This is a genomic window from Streptosporangium sp. NPDC049078, from assembly GCF_040648855.1.
Lineage (GTDB): Bacteria > Actinomycetota > Actinomycetes > Streptosporangiales > Streptosporangiaceae > Streptosporangium.
In genome coordinates this window covers 244,388-258,821 of the sequence record NZ_JBEZEL010000014.1, presented here as the reverse complement: position 1 = coordinate 258,821, position 14,434 = coordinate 244,388, and the positions used below count along the sequence as shown (strand labels likewise).

Sequence of the window (14,434 nt, the reverse complement as noted above, 5' to 3'; positions counted from 1 at the left end):
TTCCGTGGCGGAAGGCCAGGGATGGGTCTCAGGGGCTTATGGGGGTTCATCCTGATATACCGGGCCGACAATCTGGACGAACATTGAGATCGAAGCGGCGAAGAAAGGGTATCGGTCTCATGGCAGGCACAGCGACACCAGCAGGCCCGGGGTACGGGGGAGTGCCGGCGGCAGGTCCTCGACCCGGTCACGCGGGGCTTCGGGTCAGCAACCAGGATCGCGAGCGGGTGGTCGAGCACGTCCAGGCCGCCTACGCGGAGGGAAGACTCGACAAGGCCGAGTTCGACGACAGGCTGGAGCGGGCGATGACGGCCCGCGTCCACGGCGACCTCGTCCCGATCATGAACGAGCTGTACGGCACGCGTCCGGCCCGTGCCGCCTCCTACCCGCCCGCCGCGGGTCAGGTCGCGTACGGTCATCACGCACGCCCCTTCGGCCGGGGGGAGAGCGGAGCGGAGCGTCTGGGGGCGGTGGCGTCGCACCTGCTCCCGCTGGCGGGCCTTCCCGTCATCGGTCCGGCCGTCATGATGCTCACCGCGGGCAGGACGTCGCCCTACATCCGGGCGCACTCGGTGGAGGCACTGAACTTCCAGCTGACGATGCTCGCGGCCACCATCGTGCTGGCGATCACTTTCATCGGCTTCGTCCTGACGCCCCTGCTCTGGATCGGCGGCGTGGTGCTTTCCGTGGTCGGCGCCGTGGCCGCGGCGGGCGACGGCGACTTCCGATACCCCTTCACCCTGCGTCTCGTTAAATGACGCCTCCGGCGTCCTGAGGCCGCAGGACCTACGGAACGGCAGCCGCACGAGGGACGGCACCCGTGCGGCGGTACGCCGGACCACGGACGTGACACGAGCGCGAAGACATGTCAGAGCATGAGGGCGCGGACCATGTCGACGGTGTCGGCCTGGTCCGCCGTCTTGTCGGTGCGGTAGCGGATGACCCTGGCGAAGCGCAGCGCCATGCCGCCGGGATAGCGGCTCGACTGCTGCACGCCGTCGAAGGCGATCTCGACGACCGTCTCGGGACGGACGGTGACCGTCCAGCCGTCGGTGGGTCCCTCGGCGATGCCGAGGAAGCGGTCGGTCTGCCAGGCGAGCAGCTCGTCGGTCAGGCCCTTGAAGGTCTTGCCGAGCATGACGAATCCGCCGGTCACCGGGTCGCGGGCGCCCAGGTGCAGGTTGGAGAGCCTGCCCTCGCGGCGGCCATGGCCCCATTCCGCAGCCAGGACGACGAGATCGAGCGTGTGCCGGGGCTTCACCTTGATCCAGCCGGCGCCGCGCCGCCCGGCCGCGTAGGGCGTCAGGAGCGACTTGACCACCACGCCCTCGTGGCCGCTCCTGATCGCGTCCTTGAAGAACGCCTCGCCGTCCGCGACGTCGCCGGTGACCAGGCGGGGGGTCACCAGCTCCGCGGGCACGGCGGCGGTCAGGGCCGCATGGCGTGCCTCACCCGGCAGGTCGAGCAGATCGGCGCCGTCGACCCGCAGCGCGTCGAAGAAGAAGACGCTCAGCGGGGTCCTCTCGCGCACGCGCGGCACGTCGGTGCGGCTGGACACGCGGCCCGAGGTGACCTGGAAGGGCTCGGGGCGGCCGTCGGCCCGCAGCGCGATCACCTCGCCGTCGAGGACGAGGTCGCGGGAGGGCAGGGCGCTCACCGCCTCGACCAGCTCGGGCACCTGCGCGGTGATGTCCTCAAGGGCGCGGGTGAAGACGGTGATCCGCTCATCCGAGCGGTGCGCCTGGACCCTGACGCCGTCGAGCTTCCACTCGATGGCCACCGGCTCGCCGAGCTTGCCGAACGCGGTCGCGATGGAGGTGGCGCTCTGGGCGAGCATCGGCGACACCGGGCGGCCGACCTCAAGGTGGAAGGCACGCAGTGCCTCGACCCCACCGCCCAGGGCGGCGGCGCCGACGGCGGGAAGCCAGCCGCGCAACGTCAGCGCCCGCCTGACCTCGGTGACCGGCACCCCGGCCGCCTTCGCCACGGCCTCGACCATCACTCCTTCAAGCGCGCCCTGACGCAGCTCGCCCCGCAGCAGCCGTGACAGGAAGACCTGCTCCTGGCGGGTGAGGGCGCCGAACAGCTCGGAGACCAGCGTCCTGCGCGCGCTCTGCGAGCCGGGGCCCGACAGGGCCTTGATCTCATCGAGGAGGTCGTGGACCCCGCGCAGGGTGGCGGTGGCGGCGAGCCGGGGCTCCGGCGGGTCCTGCAGGCTCGTCCAGCCCACTCCGACGTTGCGCTGAGGCAGCTCTCCCGAGAGGTAGGCGATCGCGATCTCGGCCTCGTCCGGCTCGACCCTGCCGAGCAGCTCCGCGAGGTGGGCGGTCTTCGCCAGCCGGGCGGAGACGGCGGTCACGGCCGCGGAGGTGCGCGCGAGGTCGATCAACAACACAATGGCCAGCTTAAGAGCTACGAGCGGTATTTCGGTGAGGCGAGGCGCTGCTTTTCTGAGTCATCGCGCCCCGCGGGGAGGTCGGACCTTCCCGCGAACCTCGCGAACGTGAGGTGGCCGCCAGACCGGGGCACACAGAGGACGACATCGGACGCAGGGCACGGTGCCGGATATGGGGGACGGTGCAGGACGATCGGGACGGCAGTAGGGGCGGAGGGGTGACAGGACACGCGGGGCGGGCCACCCGTCGCCGGTGTGGCCCGCCCGCATGCGTCGTTTCGTCCCGGGTCAGCTCACTCCGAGCAGGTCCACGACGAAGATGAGCGTCTCGCCCGGCTTGATGCGGTTGCCCGCGCCGGCGTTGCCGTAGCCGAGGTGCGGCGGGATGGTGAGACGGCGGCGGCCGCCGACCTTCATGCCCGCGACGCCCTGGTCCCAGCCCGCGATGACCCGGCCCCCGCCCAGCGGGAACTGGAAGGTGTCTCCGCGGTTCCACGACGCGTCGAACTCCTCGCCCGTCGAGAAGGCAACGCCGACGTAGTGCACGGTGACCTGGTGTCCCGGCTTGGCCTCCGGGCCGTCCCCTACGACGATGTCGACGATCTCCAGCTCCGAGGGCGGGGCGCCTTCCGGAAAGTCGATCTCCGGCTTCTCCAGTGCCACGTGGTTCTCCTTGGTTGGATGCGCGCCGGTCGATTTCCGACCGGCCGGACGACTCTACGGCTTCCGGCGTCACCACGAGAGACGTGGGGGCCGAGGTGGCTTCCGCGTCGTCTTTTCCGAAGTCGTCCTTCCGAGGAGGGGAGGGGTCTCCCGTACGGGGGCGGCGAGCACTCGTACGCGAGGCCGTCCGGGATCACCTCGCGAGGCGGGGACCAGTGGCGCCGCGGGTGCGGGCGGCAGGTGGGACCACGGGGGAAAGTCGTGAGGGAGCGCTCTCTGAGATAGAGAGTGGCCCGCTCGGCGGGGGGTGTCAAGAGGCCGGTGCGGTCCTGTGGAACACGCTGGAAACGCGACCTTAATGTGACCTTTCCTCGTGGGAGCGCTCCATTTTCTATAAAATTTAACTTCAAAACCTATCTGGGCTGCGGAAACGTCCAAGAGAGCGAGAGGGCACTTTCCGTGAAAAGCCGACCGCCAGGCGCGGGGCGAGGTCGGCGGTGCCGTTGACAGGCAATCCCCTTGGCGTCAATCTCTCTCAGAGAGCGCTCTCTTCATGATCATCTATCAGGACCCCGGGAGGGTTCCATGCGTAAGTCACGCCAGCGGTTCCTCGCCCCGACGGCCGCCGTTTCCGCCCTGGTCCTGGGCCTCACCGCCTGCGGTGGGGGTGGCGCCGGGAGCGGCGGGCCGGCCTCGGGGCCGGCCGAGAAGATCAAGCTGACCGTCGGGCTGTTCAGCGACTTCCACTACGCGCCGCTGTACGAGGAGTTCAAGAAGACCCACCCCAACGTGGAGATCGTGGAGCGCCGCGCGCAGTTCAACGACCACCACACCAACCTCATCACCCAGCTGACCACCGGCGCGGGCGCCGCGGACGTGGTCGCCGTCGAGGGCGGTTACATCGGCGCCTTCACCCCCGTGCCGGACAAGTTCCACGACCTCAAGGAATACGGCCTGGACAGGCGCGAGAGCGAATACCTCGACTGGAAGTGGAAGCTGGGCGTCTCCAACGACGGCTCCGCCCTCCTGGGCCTCGGTACCGACGTCGGCGGCCTGGCCATGTGTTACCGCCCGGACCTGTTCAAGAAGGCCGGCCTGCCCGTCGACCGCGACGAGGTCTCGGCGCTCTGGCCGACCTGGGACGCCTACGTCGAGACGGGCAGGAGGTTCGTCGCGGGCAAGGTGGAGGGAGCCAAGTTCACCGACGGTCCCGGCGAGCACTTCCGCGCCATGGTCGAGCAGGCCCCCATCGGCTTCTACGACGCCGAGTACAACATCGTCGCCGCCACCAACCCCGACGTGCGCAAGGCGTACGACACGGGCGTGAAGATGATCGACGAAGGTCTCTCGGCCAACCTCGCCGCGTTCTCGCCGCCGTGGAACACCGGCATCGCCAAGGGCAGCTTCGCCACCATGGTCTGCCCGGCCTGGAAGACCGGAACGATCAAGGATCAGAAGCCCGGCGAGGGCACATGGGACATCGCGGCGGTCCCCGGCGGCGGCGGCAACCAGGGCGGCACCCACCTGATGCTGCCCAAGCAGGGCAGGCATCCCAAGGAGGCCGCGGCACTGATCGACCTGCTGACCAGCAAGGAGAGCCAGATCAAGCTCTTCAAGGAGGCGAGCGCGCTGCCCTCGCTGCCCGCTCTGTACGACGACCCCGCGGTGAAGGACTTCGTCAACCCGTACTTCGGCAACGCGCCGATCGGCAAGATCTTCACCGACGCGGCCAAGTCGCTCAAGCCACAGCCCGTGGGTCCCAAGGCCGGTGACGTCCTGCAGGCGATCGGCGACGGTCTCCAGCGGGTCGACCAGGGCAAGCAGAACGCCGAGGAGGCCTGGGCACAGGCGCTCAAGGACGTCGGCAGGATCAAGTAGTCGTCCCCCGGCCGGCCGGTCTGGCACCGGTCGGCCACCGGCTCGTGCCCCTGTTCCGTGGCGGGCACGCGTCCCGTGCCGCGGAACCGCACGCCTCCCGCCGTGCGCCGTGACGGGCCGACGCCGCCCGCCCTGACGGGCCGCACTTCTCCCGCCGTCCGAAGAACCGCAGAAAGGAGCTGCCATGGCCACTCGCGCGCCCGATCGCCTGGCGGCGGTCCCGCCGAACAGGCAGGCGGGACCCCGCCTCCGCCGCCAACTGGTTCACCAACTCGACGTCAAGGGCTCGCCGTACGCCTACGTGGCCCCCTTCTTCCTGCTCTTCTCCGCGTTCGGGTTGTTTCCCCTCGCGTACACCGCCTGGGTGAGCCTGCACGAGTGGACGCTGCTCCGGGACGAGCAGACCTTCGTCGGCCTGGAGAACTTCAGAGCGCTGCTCGCCGACGACTACTTCTGGAACGCCACTTTCAACACCCTGTCCATCGGGGTGCTGTCCACCGTGCCGCAGCTGCTGCTCGCCATCTGGCTCGCCCACCTGCTCAACCGGCCGCTACGGGCGCAGACCTTCTTCCGCATCACGCTGCTGCTGCCCAACGTGACCAGTGTGGTCGCGGTGGTGGTCATCTTCAGTCAGTTGTTCGGCCGGGACTTCGGCATGATCAACTGGGTGTTCTCCCTGGTCGGCGTCGAGGGCGTCGCCTGGAACGAGGGGGTGCTCAGCTCTCACTTCGCCATCTCCACCATGATCATGTGGCGGTGGACGGGCTACAACGCCCTCATCCTCCTGGCGGCGATGCAGGCGGTGCCGCGCGAGTTGTACGAGGCGGCCACCATCGACGGCGCGAGCGGGACGACCCAGCTCCGCAGGATCACCATTCCGATGATCAAGCCAACGATCATCTTCGTCGTCATCACCTCGACGATCGGCGCGATGCAGATCCTCGCCGAGCCGCTGCTGTTCGGCTCCTACCTCGTCACCGGAGGGGTGGACCGGCAGTATCAGACGCTCTCCCTGTTCATCTACGAGAACTTCACCAAGCTCGACTTCGGTTACGCCTCGGCCATCTCCTGGATGATGTTCGTCTTCATCGTGGTGGTCGTCGGCGTCAACTACCTGCTCACCCGTCGTGGGAAGGGAGGGCTGACATGAGCGCCCACACCGCCGTCCCCGCGGTCCGCCGTCGTTCCGGCGGCGCCGCCCGCAGGCTCACCTACCTCACGCTCGCCGCGGTGGCGTTCTTCTCCATGATGCCGCTCTACTACAGCGTCGTGGTCGCCTCCCGCGACAACGCGGCCCTGGCCGACGTGCCGCCGCCGCTCATCCCCGGCGGCAACTTCTTCGCCAACGTCGCCCGCGTCTTCGACACGGTCCCCTTCGCCCTGGCGATGCTCAACTCCGTCGTCGTCTCCGGCGCCGTCGCGTTCGCGGTGATGCTCTTCTCCACCCTGGCCGGGTTCGCCTTCGCCAAGCTGCGCTTCCGCGGGCGCAACGCCCTGCTCCTGCTCACCGTGGCGACGATGATGGTGCCGACCCAGCTCGGCATCATCCCGCTGTACATGCTGATGGTGAAGCTGGAGTGGACCGGCACCATGTACGCGCTGATCGTGCCCGCGCTCGTCAACGCGTTCGGGGTGTTCTTCATGACCCAGTACCTCTCCAGGGCGCTGCCGACCGAGCTGCTCGAGGCGGGCCGGGTCGACGGCTGCAGCACCTGGGGCCTGTTCTGGCACGTCGTGCTCCCGGCCGCCCGCCCGGCGGCGGCGGTGCTGGGCATGCTCACCTTCATGTCGGTCTGGAACGACTACTTCTGGCCGCTGGTCGTCCTGACCCCGGAGGATCCGACGGTCCAGGTGGCCCTGTCCACACTGGCCAGCGGATACGTCAACGACTACGTGCTCGGCCTGGCGGGCACCACGCTCGGCACGCTGCCACTGGTCGTCGTGTTCGCCCTGCTCGGCAAACAGATCATCGGAGGAATCATGCAGGGGGCGGTGAAGGGATGACCGCCGTCGGCACTCGGAGGCCACCCTCGCCTCCGTCGTGCCGACGGCAACGGCCACCCGCGCGTCGTGCACGCCGCGATCGCCGAAGGGGCGGACGTGCGTGGTCATCCGGCCGCTGCTGATAATTTCGAGTGGGCCGGAGGGGACCGGCGTAGGTTCGGGATCGTGCGCGCGGACTTCGCCACCCGGCGGCGTCCGCTCAAGGACGGCGCGCCGTTGTACCGCGATGTCATCGCACGTAACGGACCGCAATCGACGGTAGGGGAAGAACACGATGAGACGTCCCACCCTGGAGGCGGTCGCCGCCCGTGCCGGGGTCTCCCGGTCGACCGTCTCCCGGGTGGTGAACGGCCAGACCACGGTCACCGCCGACATCCGGGACCTGGTCATGCGCGCGGTGAACGAGCTCGGCTACGTCCCCAACGGGGCGGCGAGAAACCTGGTGACCCAGCGGACCAACTCGGTCGCGCTGGTCGTCTCGGAGTCGCCGAACCGGGTCTTCTCCGACGACCCGATGTTCTCCACCGTCATCCGTTCGGCCAGCCTGGAGCTGGAGGCCGTCAACAAGCAGGTGGTGCTGCTGCTGGCCGGGTCGCCGGAGAGCCATGCCCGGGTGGAGCACTACATCGCCGGCGGCCACGTCGACGGCGTCATGCTCGTGTCCAGCCACGGTGCCGACCCGCTGCCGGTCGCGCTCACCCGGCTGCGCGTCCCGGTCGTCTCCTACGGCAGACCCGCCGTGCCGGTCGAGATACCGTACGTCGACAACGACAACGTCGAGGGCGCCGCCACCGCCGTGCGGCATCTGCTGGAGCGAGGCAGGCGGCGCATCGCCACCATCGCGGGGCCGCTGGACATGATAGGCGGGCAGGACCGGCTGACCGGCTACCGCGAGGTGCTGCGCGACTCCGACCGCCGCTCGATCATCGCGGTCGGCGACTTCACCCGGGAGTCGGGGGCGGTCGCGATGCGGCAGCTGCTCGCCGACGACCCGGAGATCGACGCGGTCTTCGCCGCGAACGACCTGATGGCGATCGGCGCGATGCACGCGCTCCGCCAGGCGGGCCGGAGGATTCCCGACGAGGTCGCCATCGTGGGCTACGACGACATCGAGGCCGCCCGCTACACCGACCCGCCGCTGACGACCATCCACACGCCGCATGCCGAGCAGGCCGCGGCGATGGTCCGCCTGCTGCTCTCCCTCCTTGAGGGAGGCCCCGCCGAGTCGATGATCGTGTCCACGGATCTGGTCGTCCGGGCGTCCTCGTAGTCCCGCTTCGGAGCCCGGGCCGGGGGCCGGAGCCCTGGCACCCGACCGGGGCTTCGGGTCCGTGCTCTTCGTCGGGTCTTGAGTTTCGCCCGCTCCCGTGGCCGGAGGGCGACCGGTCTCAGGACGCGGTGGACTCCCGGACGACCAGCTCGGTGGGGAGTGTCACCTGCGCCTTCTCCTCCAGGTCGAGGACCATGCGGGCGAGCCTCCGTCCCATCTCGACGGTCGGCTGCCTGACCGTGGTCAGCGGAGGCTCGGCGTAGGAGACGGCCGGGATGTCGTCGAAGCCGACCAGCGCGACGTCGTCGGGGACCCGTCGGCCCGCCTGGCGCAGGGCCGTCAGCGCGCCCAGCGCCATCAGGTCGTTCGCCACGAAGACCGCGTCGATCTCCGGGTCGTCGGCGAGCAGCTGCCGCATCGCGGTCGTCCCCGACTCCCGGGTGAAGTCGCCGACCGCGACGATGGAGCGGCGGTCGGAGTCGCGCAGCACGGCGCGGTAGCCGTCGAGCCGGTCGATTCCGGCGATCATGTCCTGCGGCCCGGCGATGGTGGCGATGCGCCGCCTGCCCCGTTCCATCAGGTGCCGCACCGCGCGCTCGGCGCCGCCGGCGTTGTCCACGTCCACGTACGGCAGGCTGCTGGGCACGGTCGGCCTGCCGCTGCACACCACCGGCACCCCGCGCCTGGCGAGGATGGCCGGCAGCGGGTCGGTGCCGTGCATCGACGCGATGACCACGCCGTCCACGTGGCCGTTGGTGGCGTAGCGCTCGGCCCGCTGGTAGCCGCCCGTCGCGCCGATGAGCATCAGCACGAGCTGCTTGTCGGCCTCCTCGATCTCCAGGCTGACCCCGCGGATGATCCCGGCGAAGGTCGGGTCGTCGGAGAAGACCCGGGTCGCCGGCTCGGGGAAGACGAGCGCTATGGAGTCGGCCCGCTGGGTGACCAGGCTCCGCGCCGCCTGGTTGGGCACGTAGCCCAGCTCCTCCACGGCGCGGTTGACCGCGTCGCGGATCTGGGGTGCCACGCGCGTGGAGCCGTTGACCACGCGCGAGGCCGTCGCCCGGGACACACCCGCCCGGGCGGCCACCTTCTCCAGGGTCGGACGGGTCCTCACAGTCCGTTCCGGCGTACGACCTGGCTGTACCACAGGGCGCTGTCCTTGGGGATGCGGCGTTGCGTCGCGTAGTCGACGTGCACGACGCCGAACCGCTTGTCATACCCCTCGGCCCACTCGAAGTTGTCCAGCAGCGACCACACGAGGTATCCGCGCAGGTCGGCGCCGCCCTCGATCGCCGCGTGCGCCGCGCGCAGGTGGCCGTCGAGGTAGGACAGGCGGCCGACGTCGTGCACCTCGCCGTCCTCGACGACGTCGTCGAAGGCGGCACCGTTCTCGGTGATGATCAGAGGGGTGCCCGGATAGTCGCGCGAGAGCCGCAGGAGCAGGTCGGTGAGGCCGAACGGCTGCACCGGCCATCCCATCGCGGTCTGCGGCGCGTCGGCTCCGCCGAAGGCGATGCCCTCGCTGCCCGGATAGACCAGGTTGGCGGGCTCGCCGGCGCGGACGGTCACGGTCTGCGGGTGGTAGTAGTTCACGCCCAGCAGGTCGATCGGCTGACCGATGATCTCCAGGTCACCGTCCTGGACGAAGGACCAGTCGGTGAAGCGGCGGGCACGCTCGACGACGTCGGCGGGATACTCCCCGCGCAGCACCGGGTCCAGGAAGATCCGGTTCTGCAGGCCGTCGACGAGCTCGACCGCGAGGGCGTCGTCGCCGATCACGGGGGAGAGGTTGAGCGTGACGCCGACCGTGGCGGCGCCCGAGGCGCGCAGCGCCTGGACGGCCAGGCCGTGGCCGAGCAGCAGGTGGTGGACGGCGGCGAAGCCCAGCGCGGGCTCGGCGAGGCCGGGGGCGTGGATGCCCGACGCGTAGCCGAGGAAGGACGAGCACCAGGGCTCGTTCAGGGTGGTCCACGTCTCGACCCGGTCACCCAGCCTGCCGTGCGCGATCGCGGCGTAGTCGGCGAAGTGCGCGGCGGTCTCCCTGCTGGTCCAGCCGCCGCGGTCCTCCAGGGTCTGCGGCAGGTCCCAGTGGTAGAGCGTCACGATGGGGGTGATGCCCTTTTCGAGGAGCTCGTCGACGAGGCGGTCGTAGAAGTCCAGGCCGCGCGGGTTGGCGGGCCCCGACCCGTCGGGCTGCACGCGGGGCCAGGAGATGGAGAACCGGTAGGAGTGCAGGCCGAGGTCGCGCATGAGCGCGACGTCCTCGGGATAGCGGTGGTAGTGGTCGCACGCGACGTCACCGGTGTGGCCCGCGTGAACCTTGCCGGGGGTGCGGGAGAACGTGTCCCAGATGGAGGGGCCCCTGCCGTCATCCCGGGTGGCGCCCTCGATCTGGTAGGCCGCGGTGGCGGCACCCCAGACGAAGCCCTCGGGGAATCTCAGCACGCCGGAGTCCTGAAGGTCGTAGGACTTTTCGGCGGACATGGTCATGTCCTCACCGCCCCATTCTGTTCGGCTGTTACGTGAGAGCGCTCTCTGGAGCATCACGGTACCGCACAGATCGTGTCAAGAATTCTGAGATGGTAACCGTAATATCACGGTTCTTGACTTTGCGTTGTGGGCAGACAACTCTTCCAGAGAGCGCTCTCACACTCCCCGGCAATTGTGTATTTGGAGGATGGTTCCATGTCGCTCCTCTCTCGGCCCCGGCGCACCGCCCTTGTGGCGGGCAGCATAGGGCTGGCGTTGGTCGTCACCGCCTGCGGATCCGCGGACCCCACGCCATCGGCGGGTGGCGACGACGCCGGCGCGTCCCCCGAATGTGCCGCCTTCAGTCAGTACGGCAAACACGAGGGCAAGACCGTCAGCATCTACTCGCCGATCCGCGACGCGGAGGCCGACCACTTCGAGAAGGCGTGGAAGCCGTTCGCCGACTGCGTCGGAATGAAGATCACCTATGAGGGCACCGGCGAGTTCGAGGCGCAGATCCAGGTCCGCGCGGACGGCGGCAACCCTCCCGACATCGCCTTCTTCCCCCAGCCGGGCCTTCTTGAGCGTTTCGCCAAGGCGGGAAAGCTCAAGCCCGCCTCCGAGGAGATCAAGAAGCTCACCGCCGAGGGCTGGTCGGAGGACTGGGCCAAGTACGCCACCGTCGACGGCGTCTTCTACGGCGCCCCGCTCGGCGCGAGTGTGAAGTCCTTCGTCTGGTACTCGCCGAAGATGTTCACCGAGAAGGGCTGGGCCGTCCCCAAGACCTGGGACGAGCTCATGACGCTCACCAACACGATCGCCGACTCCGGCGTGAAGCCGTGGTGCGCGGGCATCGAGTCCGGTGACGCGACCGGCTGGCCGGCGACCGACTGGATCGAGGACCTCATGCTCAGGGAGGCCGGTCCCGAGGGGTACGACGACTGGGTGAGCCACAAGACCCCGTTCAACGACCCCAAGGTCACCGCGGCGGTCGACAAGGTCGGCGCGATCCTCAAGAACGAGAAGTTCGTCAACGGCGGCTACGGCCCGGTCAAGTCGATCGCCAGCACCGCCTTCCAGGAGGGCGGTGTCCCGATCACCGAGGGCAAGTGCGCCCTGCACCGCCAGGCGTCCTTCTACGCCAACTTCTGGCCCGAGGGGACCAAGGTCGCCGAGGACGGCGACGTGTTCGCCTTCTACCTGCCGGGCAACGACCCGGCCAAGAAGCCGGTGCTCGGCGCGGGCGAGTTCGTGGCGGCCTTCACCGACCGTCCCGAGGTCCAGGCCGTCCAGGCGTATCTCGCCTCCGCGGAGTTCCCCACCGCCCGCATGAAGCTGGCGACCTACGTCACCGCGCGCAAGGGCGTCGACCCGGCCAACGCCCAGAACCCGATCGACAAGCTCTCCATGGAGATGCTCCAGGACCCGAGCACGATCTTCCGCTTCGACGGCTCGGACCTGATGCCCGCCGCGGTCGGCGCGGGCACGTTCTGGAAGGGCATGACCGACTGGATCAACGGCAAGGACACCAAGACGGTCCTCGACTACATCGAAGCCTCCTGGCCCAAGTCCTGATATATCCCGATGAGTCCGGTTCTGCGTGATGCGCAGGACCGGACCGTCGTCCTCCCGGGAGATTCTCCGATGGACTTCGACTTCGCCGCCGAACTGCCCAAACTCCTCCAACTGCTGATCGGCGTCGCCGCGTTCCTCGTGGTGGTGGCGGTGATCCTGGTGCTCCTCGACCGCGCGCCGATGCGGCGGCGCGCGTGGACCCACGCCACGATCCTGCTCCTGCCCGCCATCCTGCTCCTCGCCATCGGCCTGGTCGTACCGGCCGTGCGCACCACCCTGCTGTCGTTCATGAGCGGCGACGGCAAGGAGTGGGTCGGCATGTCCAACTACGCCTGGATGTTCACCCAGCCGGAGGCGGTGATCGTCCTCCGCAACACCCTCGTCTGGGTGCTGCTCGTCCCGCTGCTGGTGACCTCGGTCGGGCTGGTCTACGCCGTCCTGGTCGACCGCACCCGTTTCGAGTCGCTCGCCAAGTCACTCGTCTTCCTGCCGATGGCGATCTCCTTCGTCGGGGCGGGCATCATCTGGCGCTTCGTCTACGCCTACCGCTCCGAGGAGCAGGACCAGATCGGCCTGCTCAACCAGATCACGGTCGCGTTCGGCGGCGAACCACAGCAGTGGCTCCAGGAGGCACCGCTCAACACGCTGTTCCTCATCGTGGTCATGGTCTGGATCCAGGCGGGTTTCGCCACCGTGGTGCTCTCCGCCGCGATCAAGGGAATCCCCGCCGAGATCGTCGAGGCCGCCCGGCTGGACGGGGCGAGCCCGCTGCAGATGTTCTTCCGGGTGACGCTGCCGTCCATCCGCTCGGCCGTGATCGTGGTGCTGGTCACGCAGTCGATCGGCACCCTCAAGCTGTTCGACATCGTCCGCACCATGACCGGCGGCCAGTTCGACACCAGCGTCATCGCCAACGAGATGTACAACCAGGCGTTCCGGTACGGCGAGACGGGCAAGGGCGCGGCCCTCGCGGTCTTCCTGTTCGTCCTGGTGACCCCGATCGTGATCTACCAGATCCGCCAGCGCAGAGAGGCCGTCAGGTGACCGGGCGAGCAGGCAGGCCCCGCGTCGCGAGTACGCGGACGGCGAAGGAGTCCACATGGCCACGTTGACCCAGACCATGGTGCGGCCCGAGGCGACGACGGCACCGCAGCGCGTACGGCGGAGGCTGAGCGGCCGCGTCGCCGGCGCCGCGGCGATCGTCATCGCGGTCCTGTGGACCACCCCGACCTTCGGCCTGCTGCTGTCCTCGCTGCGCCCGGAGGACCAGATCAAGACCACCGGCTGGTGGACGTTCTTCTCCGACCCGCAGATCACCCTGGAGAACTACCAGCAGGTCCTGTTCGGAACCTCCTCGTCCTCCGGCCAGATGATGAGCTTCCTGATCAACTCGATCGTCATCACGATCCCGTCGGTGCTCTTCCCGCTCGCCCTCGCCACCTTCGCGGCGTACGCGCTCGCCTGGCTGCCGTTCCGCGGACGAGAGTGGATCTACATCGGCATCTTCGCGCTGCAGATCGTGCCGCTGCAGATGGCACTCGTGCCACTGCTCTCGTTCTTCTCCGAGGGCGTGTCCGTCTTCGGCCTCCAGTTGATGCCCGCCTGGGAGCTGGAGGGCCCCGCCCGGTTCATTCAGGTCTGGTTCGCCCACACCTGCTTCGCGCTACCGCTGGGCGTCTTCCTGCTGCACAACTTCATGTCCGAGCTTCCCGGCGAGTTGATGGAGGCGGCGAGGGTCGACGGGGCGAGCCACGGGAAGATCCTGCGCACGATCGTCCTCCCGCTGGTCGGGCCCGCGCTCGCCACCTTCGCGATCTTCCAGTTCCTCTGGGTCTGGAACGACCTGCTGGTGGCCCTGATCTTCGCCGGGGGCACCCCGGAGAGCGCTCCGATGACGGTACGGCTGGCACAGATGGCCGGTACCAAGGGCAACGAGTGGCAGCGCCTGACCTCGGGGGCGTTCGTCTCGCTGATCATCCCGCTGATCGTCTTCCTGTCGATGCAGCGCTACTTCGTCCGCGGCCTGCTCGCGGGCGGCGTCAAGGGCTGAGCACCCTCTTCCGCGTCCACCTGCCGGGGGGGGGGGCGCCGGGGGGGGGCCGCCCCCGCGAGGGGGGGGGGGGGGGGGGGCGGCCCCCGGCGGGGGCGTGGGGGCGGGGGGGCGCGGGCCCGGGCGGCGG

General features: G+C 69.2%; 12 protein-coding genes and 1 pseudogene. 9 read left to right on the top strand and 4 right to left on the bottom strand.

What is annotated here, in order from left to right; translation table 11 throughout:
* Positions 1 to 119: 119 nt before the first annotated feature.
* Complete coding sequence (locus AB0B90_RS25080) at positions 120 to 758, top strand: DUF1707 and DUF4870 domain-containing protein (protein ID WP_350945894.1); 639 nt, start codon at positions 120 to 122, stop codon at positions 756 to 758.
* 110 nt (positions 759 to 868) lie between these two features.
* On the opposite strand, the gene AB0B90_RS25075 is transcribed toward AB0B90_RS25080, so the two are convergent.
* Together AB0B90_RS25075 and AB0B90_RS25070 are read right to left on the bottom strand one after the other, a co-directional pair.
* Positions 869 to 2,395 carry an ATP-dependent DNA ligase gene (locus tag AB0B90_RS25075; RefSeq protein ID WP_350945895.1) on the bottom strand — a complete coding sequence of 509 codons (1,527 nt, stop codon included), beginning with the start codon at positions 2,393 to 2,395 and terminating at the stop codon, positions 869 to 871.
* Positions 2,396 to 2,683: 288 nt separating this feature from the next.
* The gene (locus AB0B90_RS25070) at positions 2,684 to 3,058 is read right to left on the bottom strand and encodes an FKBP-type peptidyl-prolyl cis-trans isomerase (RefSeq protein WP_350925951.1); all 375 of its coding nucleotides are present in this window, start codon (positions 3,056 to 3,058) and stop codon (positions 2,684 to 2,686) included.
* 585 nt (positions 3,059 to 3,643) lie between these two features.
* Here AB0B90_RS25070 and AB0B90_RS25065 point away from each other — a divergent pair.
* The 5 genes and pseudogenes from AB0B90_RS25065 to AB0B90_RS25045 all read left to right on the top strand — a co-directional run bounded on the left by AB0B90_RS25065 (position 3,644) and on the right by AB0B90_RS25045 (position 8,210).
* Positions 3,644 to 4,936: an ABC transporter substrate-binding protein gene (locus AB0B90_RS25065; protein ID WP_350945896.1), complete on the top strand. Its 1,293-nt coding sequence runs from the start codon at positions 3,644 to 3,646 to the stop codon at positions 4,934 to 4,936.
* A 184-nt stretch (positions 4,937 to 5,120) separates the two neighbouring features.
* Positions 5,121 to 6,086, top strand: a complete 966-nt coding sequence (locus tag AB0B90_RS25060) for a sugar ABC transporter permease (RefSeq protein WP_350945897.1) — start codon at positions 5,121 to 5,123, stop codon at positions 6,084 to 6,086.
* Positions 6,083 to 6,940, top strand: a complete 858-nt coding sequence (locus tag AB0B90_RS25055) for a carbohydrate ABC transporter permease (RefSeq protein WP_350945898.1) — start codon at positions 6,083 to 6,085, stop codon at positions 6,938 to 6,940. Before AB0B90_RS25060 ends, AB0B90_RS25055 begins: the two co-directional genes overlap by 4 nt.
* Positions 6,941 to 7,006: 66 nt before the next feature.
* Positions 7,007 to 7,174: pseudogene (locus tag AB0B90_RS25050) on the top strand (family 1 glycosylhydrolase); the annotation flags it as partial.
* A gap of 40 nt (positions 7,175 to 7,214) precedes the next feature.
* On the top strand, positions 7,215 to 8,210 hold the full coding sequence (locus AB0B90_RS25045; protein WP_350945899.1) for a LacI family DNA-binding transcriptional regulator: 996 nt from the start codon (positions 7,215 to 7,217) through the stop codon (positions 8,208 to 8,210).
* A 118-nt stretch (positions 8,211 to 8,328) separates the two neighbouring features.
* Here AB0B90_RS25045 and AB0B90_RS25040 read toward each other — a convergent pair whose 3' ends face one another.
* Both AB0B90_RS25040 and AB0B90_RS25035 read right to left on the bottom strand, forming a co-directional pair.
* On the bottom strand, positions 8,329 to 9,324 hold the full coding sequence (locus AB0B90_RS25040; protein ID WP_350945900.1) for a LacI family DNA-binding transcriptional regulator: 996 nt from the start codon (positions 9,322 to 9,324) through the stop codon (positions 8,329 to 8,331).
* Entirely contained in the window at positions 9,321 to 10,700 is a 1,380-nt protein-coding gene (locus AB0B90_RS25035) for a GH1 family beta-glucosidase (RefSeq protein WP_350945901.1), read from the bottom strand. The genes AB0B90_RS25040 and AB0B90_RS25035 overlap by 4 nt, the downstream gene beginning before the upstream one ends.
* A gap of 195 nt (positions 10,701 to 10,895) precedes the next feature.
* Here AB0B90_RS25035 and AB0B90_RS25030 point away from each other — a divergent pair, with 195 nt between their 5' ends.
* The 3 genes from AB0B90_RS25030 (at position 10,896) to AB0B90_RS25020 (ending at position 14,304) form a co-directional block, all read left to right on the top strand.
* Entirely contained in the window at positions 10,896 to 12,254 is a 1,359-nt protein-coding gene (locus AB0B90_RS25030) for an ABC transporter substrate-binding protein (RefSeq protein ID WP_350945902.1), read from the top strand.
* A 69-nt stretch (positions 12,255 to 12,323) separates the two neighbouring features.
* A complete protein-coding gene (locus AB0B90_RS25025; RefSeq protein WP_350945903.1) occupies positions 12,324 to 13,298 on the top strand; it encodes a sugar ABC transporter permease in 975 nt (324 codons plus the stop codon).
* Positions 13,299 to 13,353: 55 nt separating this feature from the next.
* Complete coding sequence (locus AB0B90_RS25020; RefSeq protein ID WP_350945904.1) at positions 13,354 to 14,304, top strand: carbohydrate ABC transporter permease; 951 nt, start codon at positions 13,354 to 13,356, stop codon at positions 14,302 to 14,304.
* The last annotated feature ends 130 nt before the right edge of the window (positions 14,305 to 14,434 follow it).

Coding starts and splice junctions, on each gene's coding strand:
- AB0B90_RS25080 (WP_350945894.1), top strand. CDS start 120: ATGGCAGGCACAGCGACACCAGCAGGCCCGGGGTACGGGGGAGTGCCG.
- AB0B90_RS25065 (WP_350945896.1), top strand. CDS start 3,644: ATGCGTAAGTCACGCCAGCGGTTCCTCGCCCCGACGGCCGCCGTTTCC.
- AB0B90_RS25060 (WP_350945897.1), top strand. CDS start 5,121: ATGGCCACTCGCGCGCCCGATCGCCTGGCGGCGGTCCCGCCGAACAGG.
- AB0B90_RS25055 (WP_350945898.1), top strand. CDS start 6,083: ATGAGCGCCCACACCGCCGTCCCCGCGGTCCGCCGTCGTTCCGGCGGC.
- AB0B90_RS25045 (WP_350945899.1), top strand. CDS start 7,215: ATGAGACGTCCCACCCTGGAGGCGGTCGCCGCCCGTGCCGGGGTCTCC.
- AB0B90_RS25035 (WP_350945901.1), bottom strand. CDS start 10,700: ATGACCATGTCCGCCGAAAAGTCCTACGACCTTCAGGACTCCGGCGTG.
- AB0B90_RS25030 (WP_350945902.1), top strand. CDS start 10,896: ATGTCGCTCCTCTCTCGGCCCCGGCGCACCGCCCTTGTGGCGGGCAGC.
- AB0B90_RS25025 (WP_350945903.1), top strand. CDS start 12,324: ATGGACTTCGACTTCGCCGCCGAACTGCCCAAACTCCTCCAACTGCTG.
- AB0B90_RS25020 (WP_350945904.1), top strand. CDS start 13,354: ATGGCCACGTTGACCCAGACCATGGTGCGGCCCGAGGCGACGACGGCA.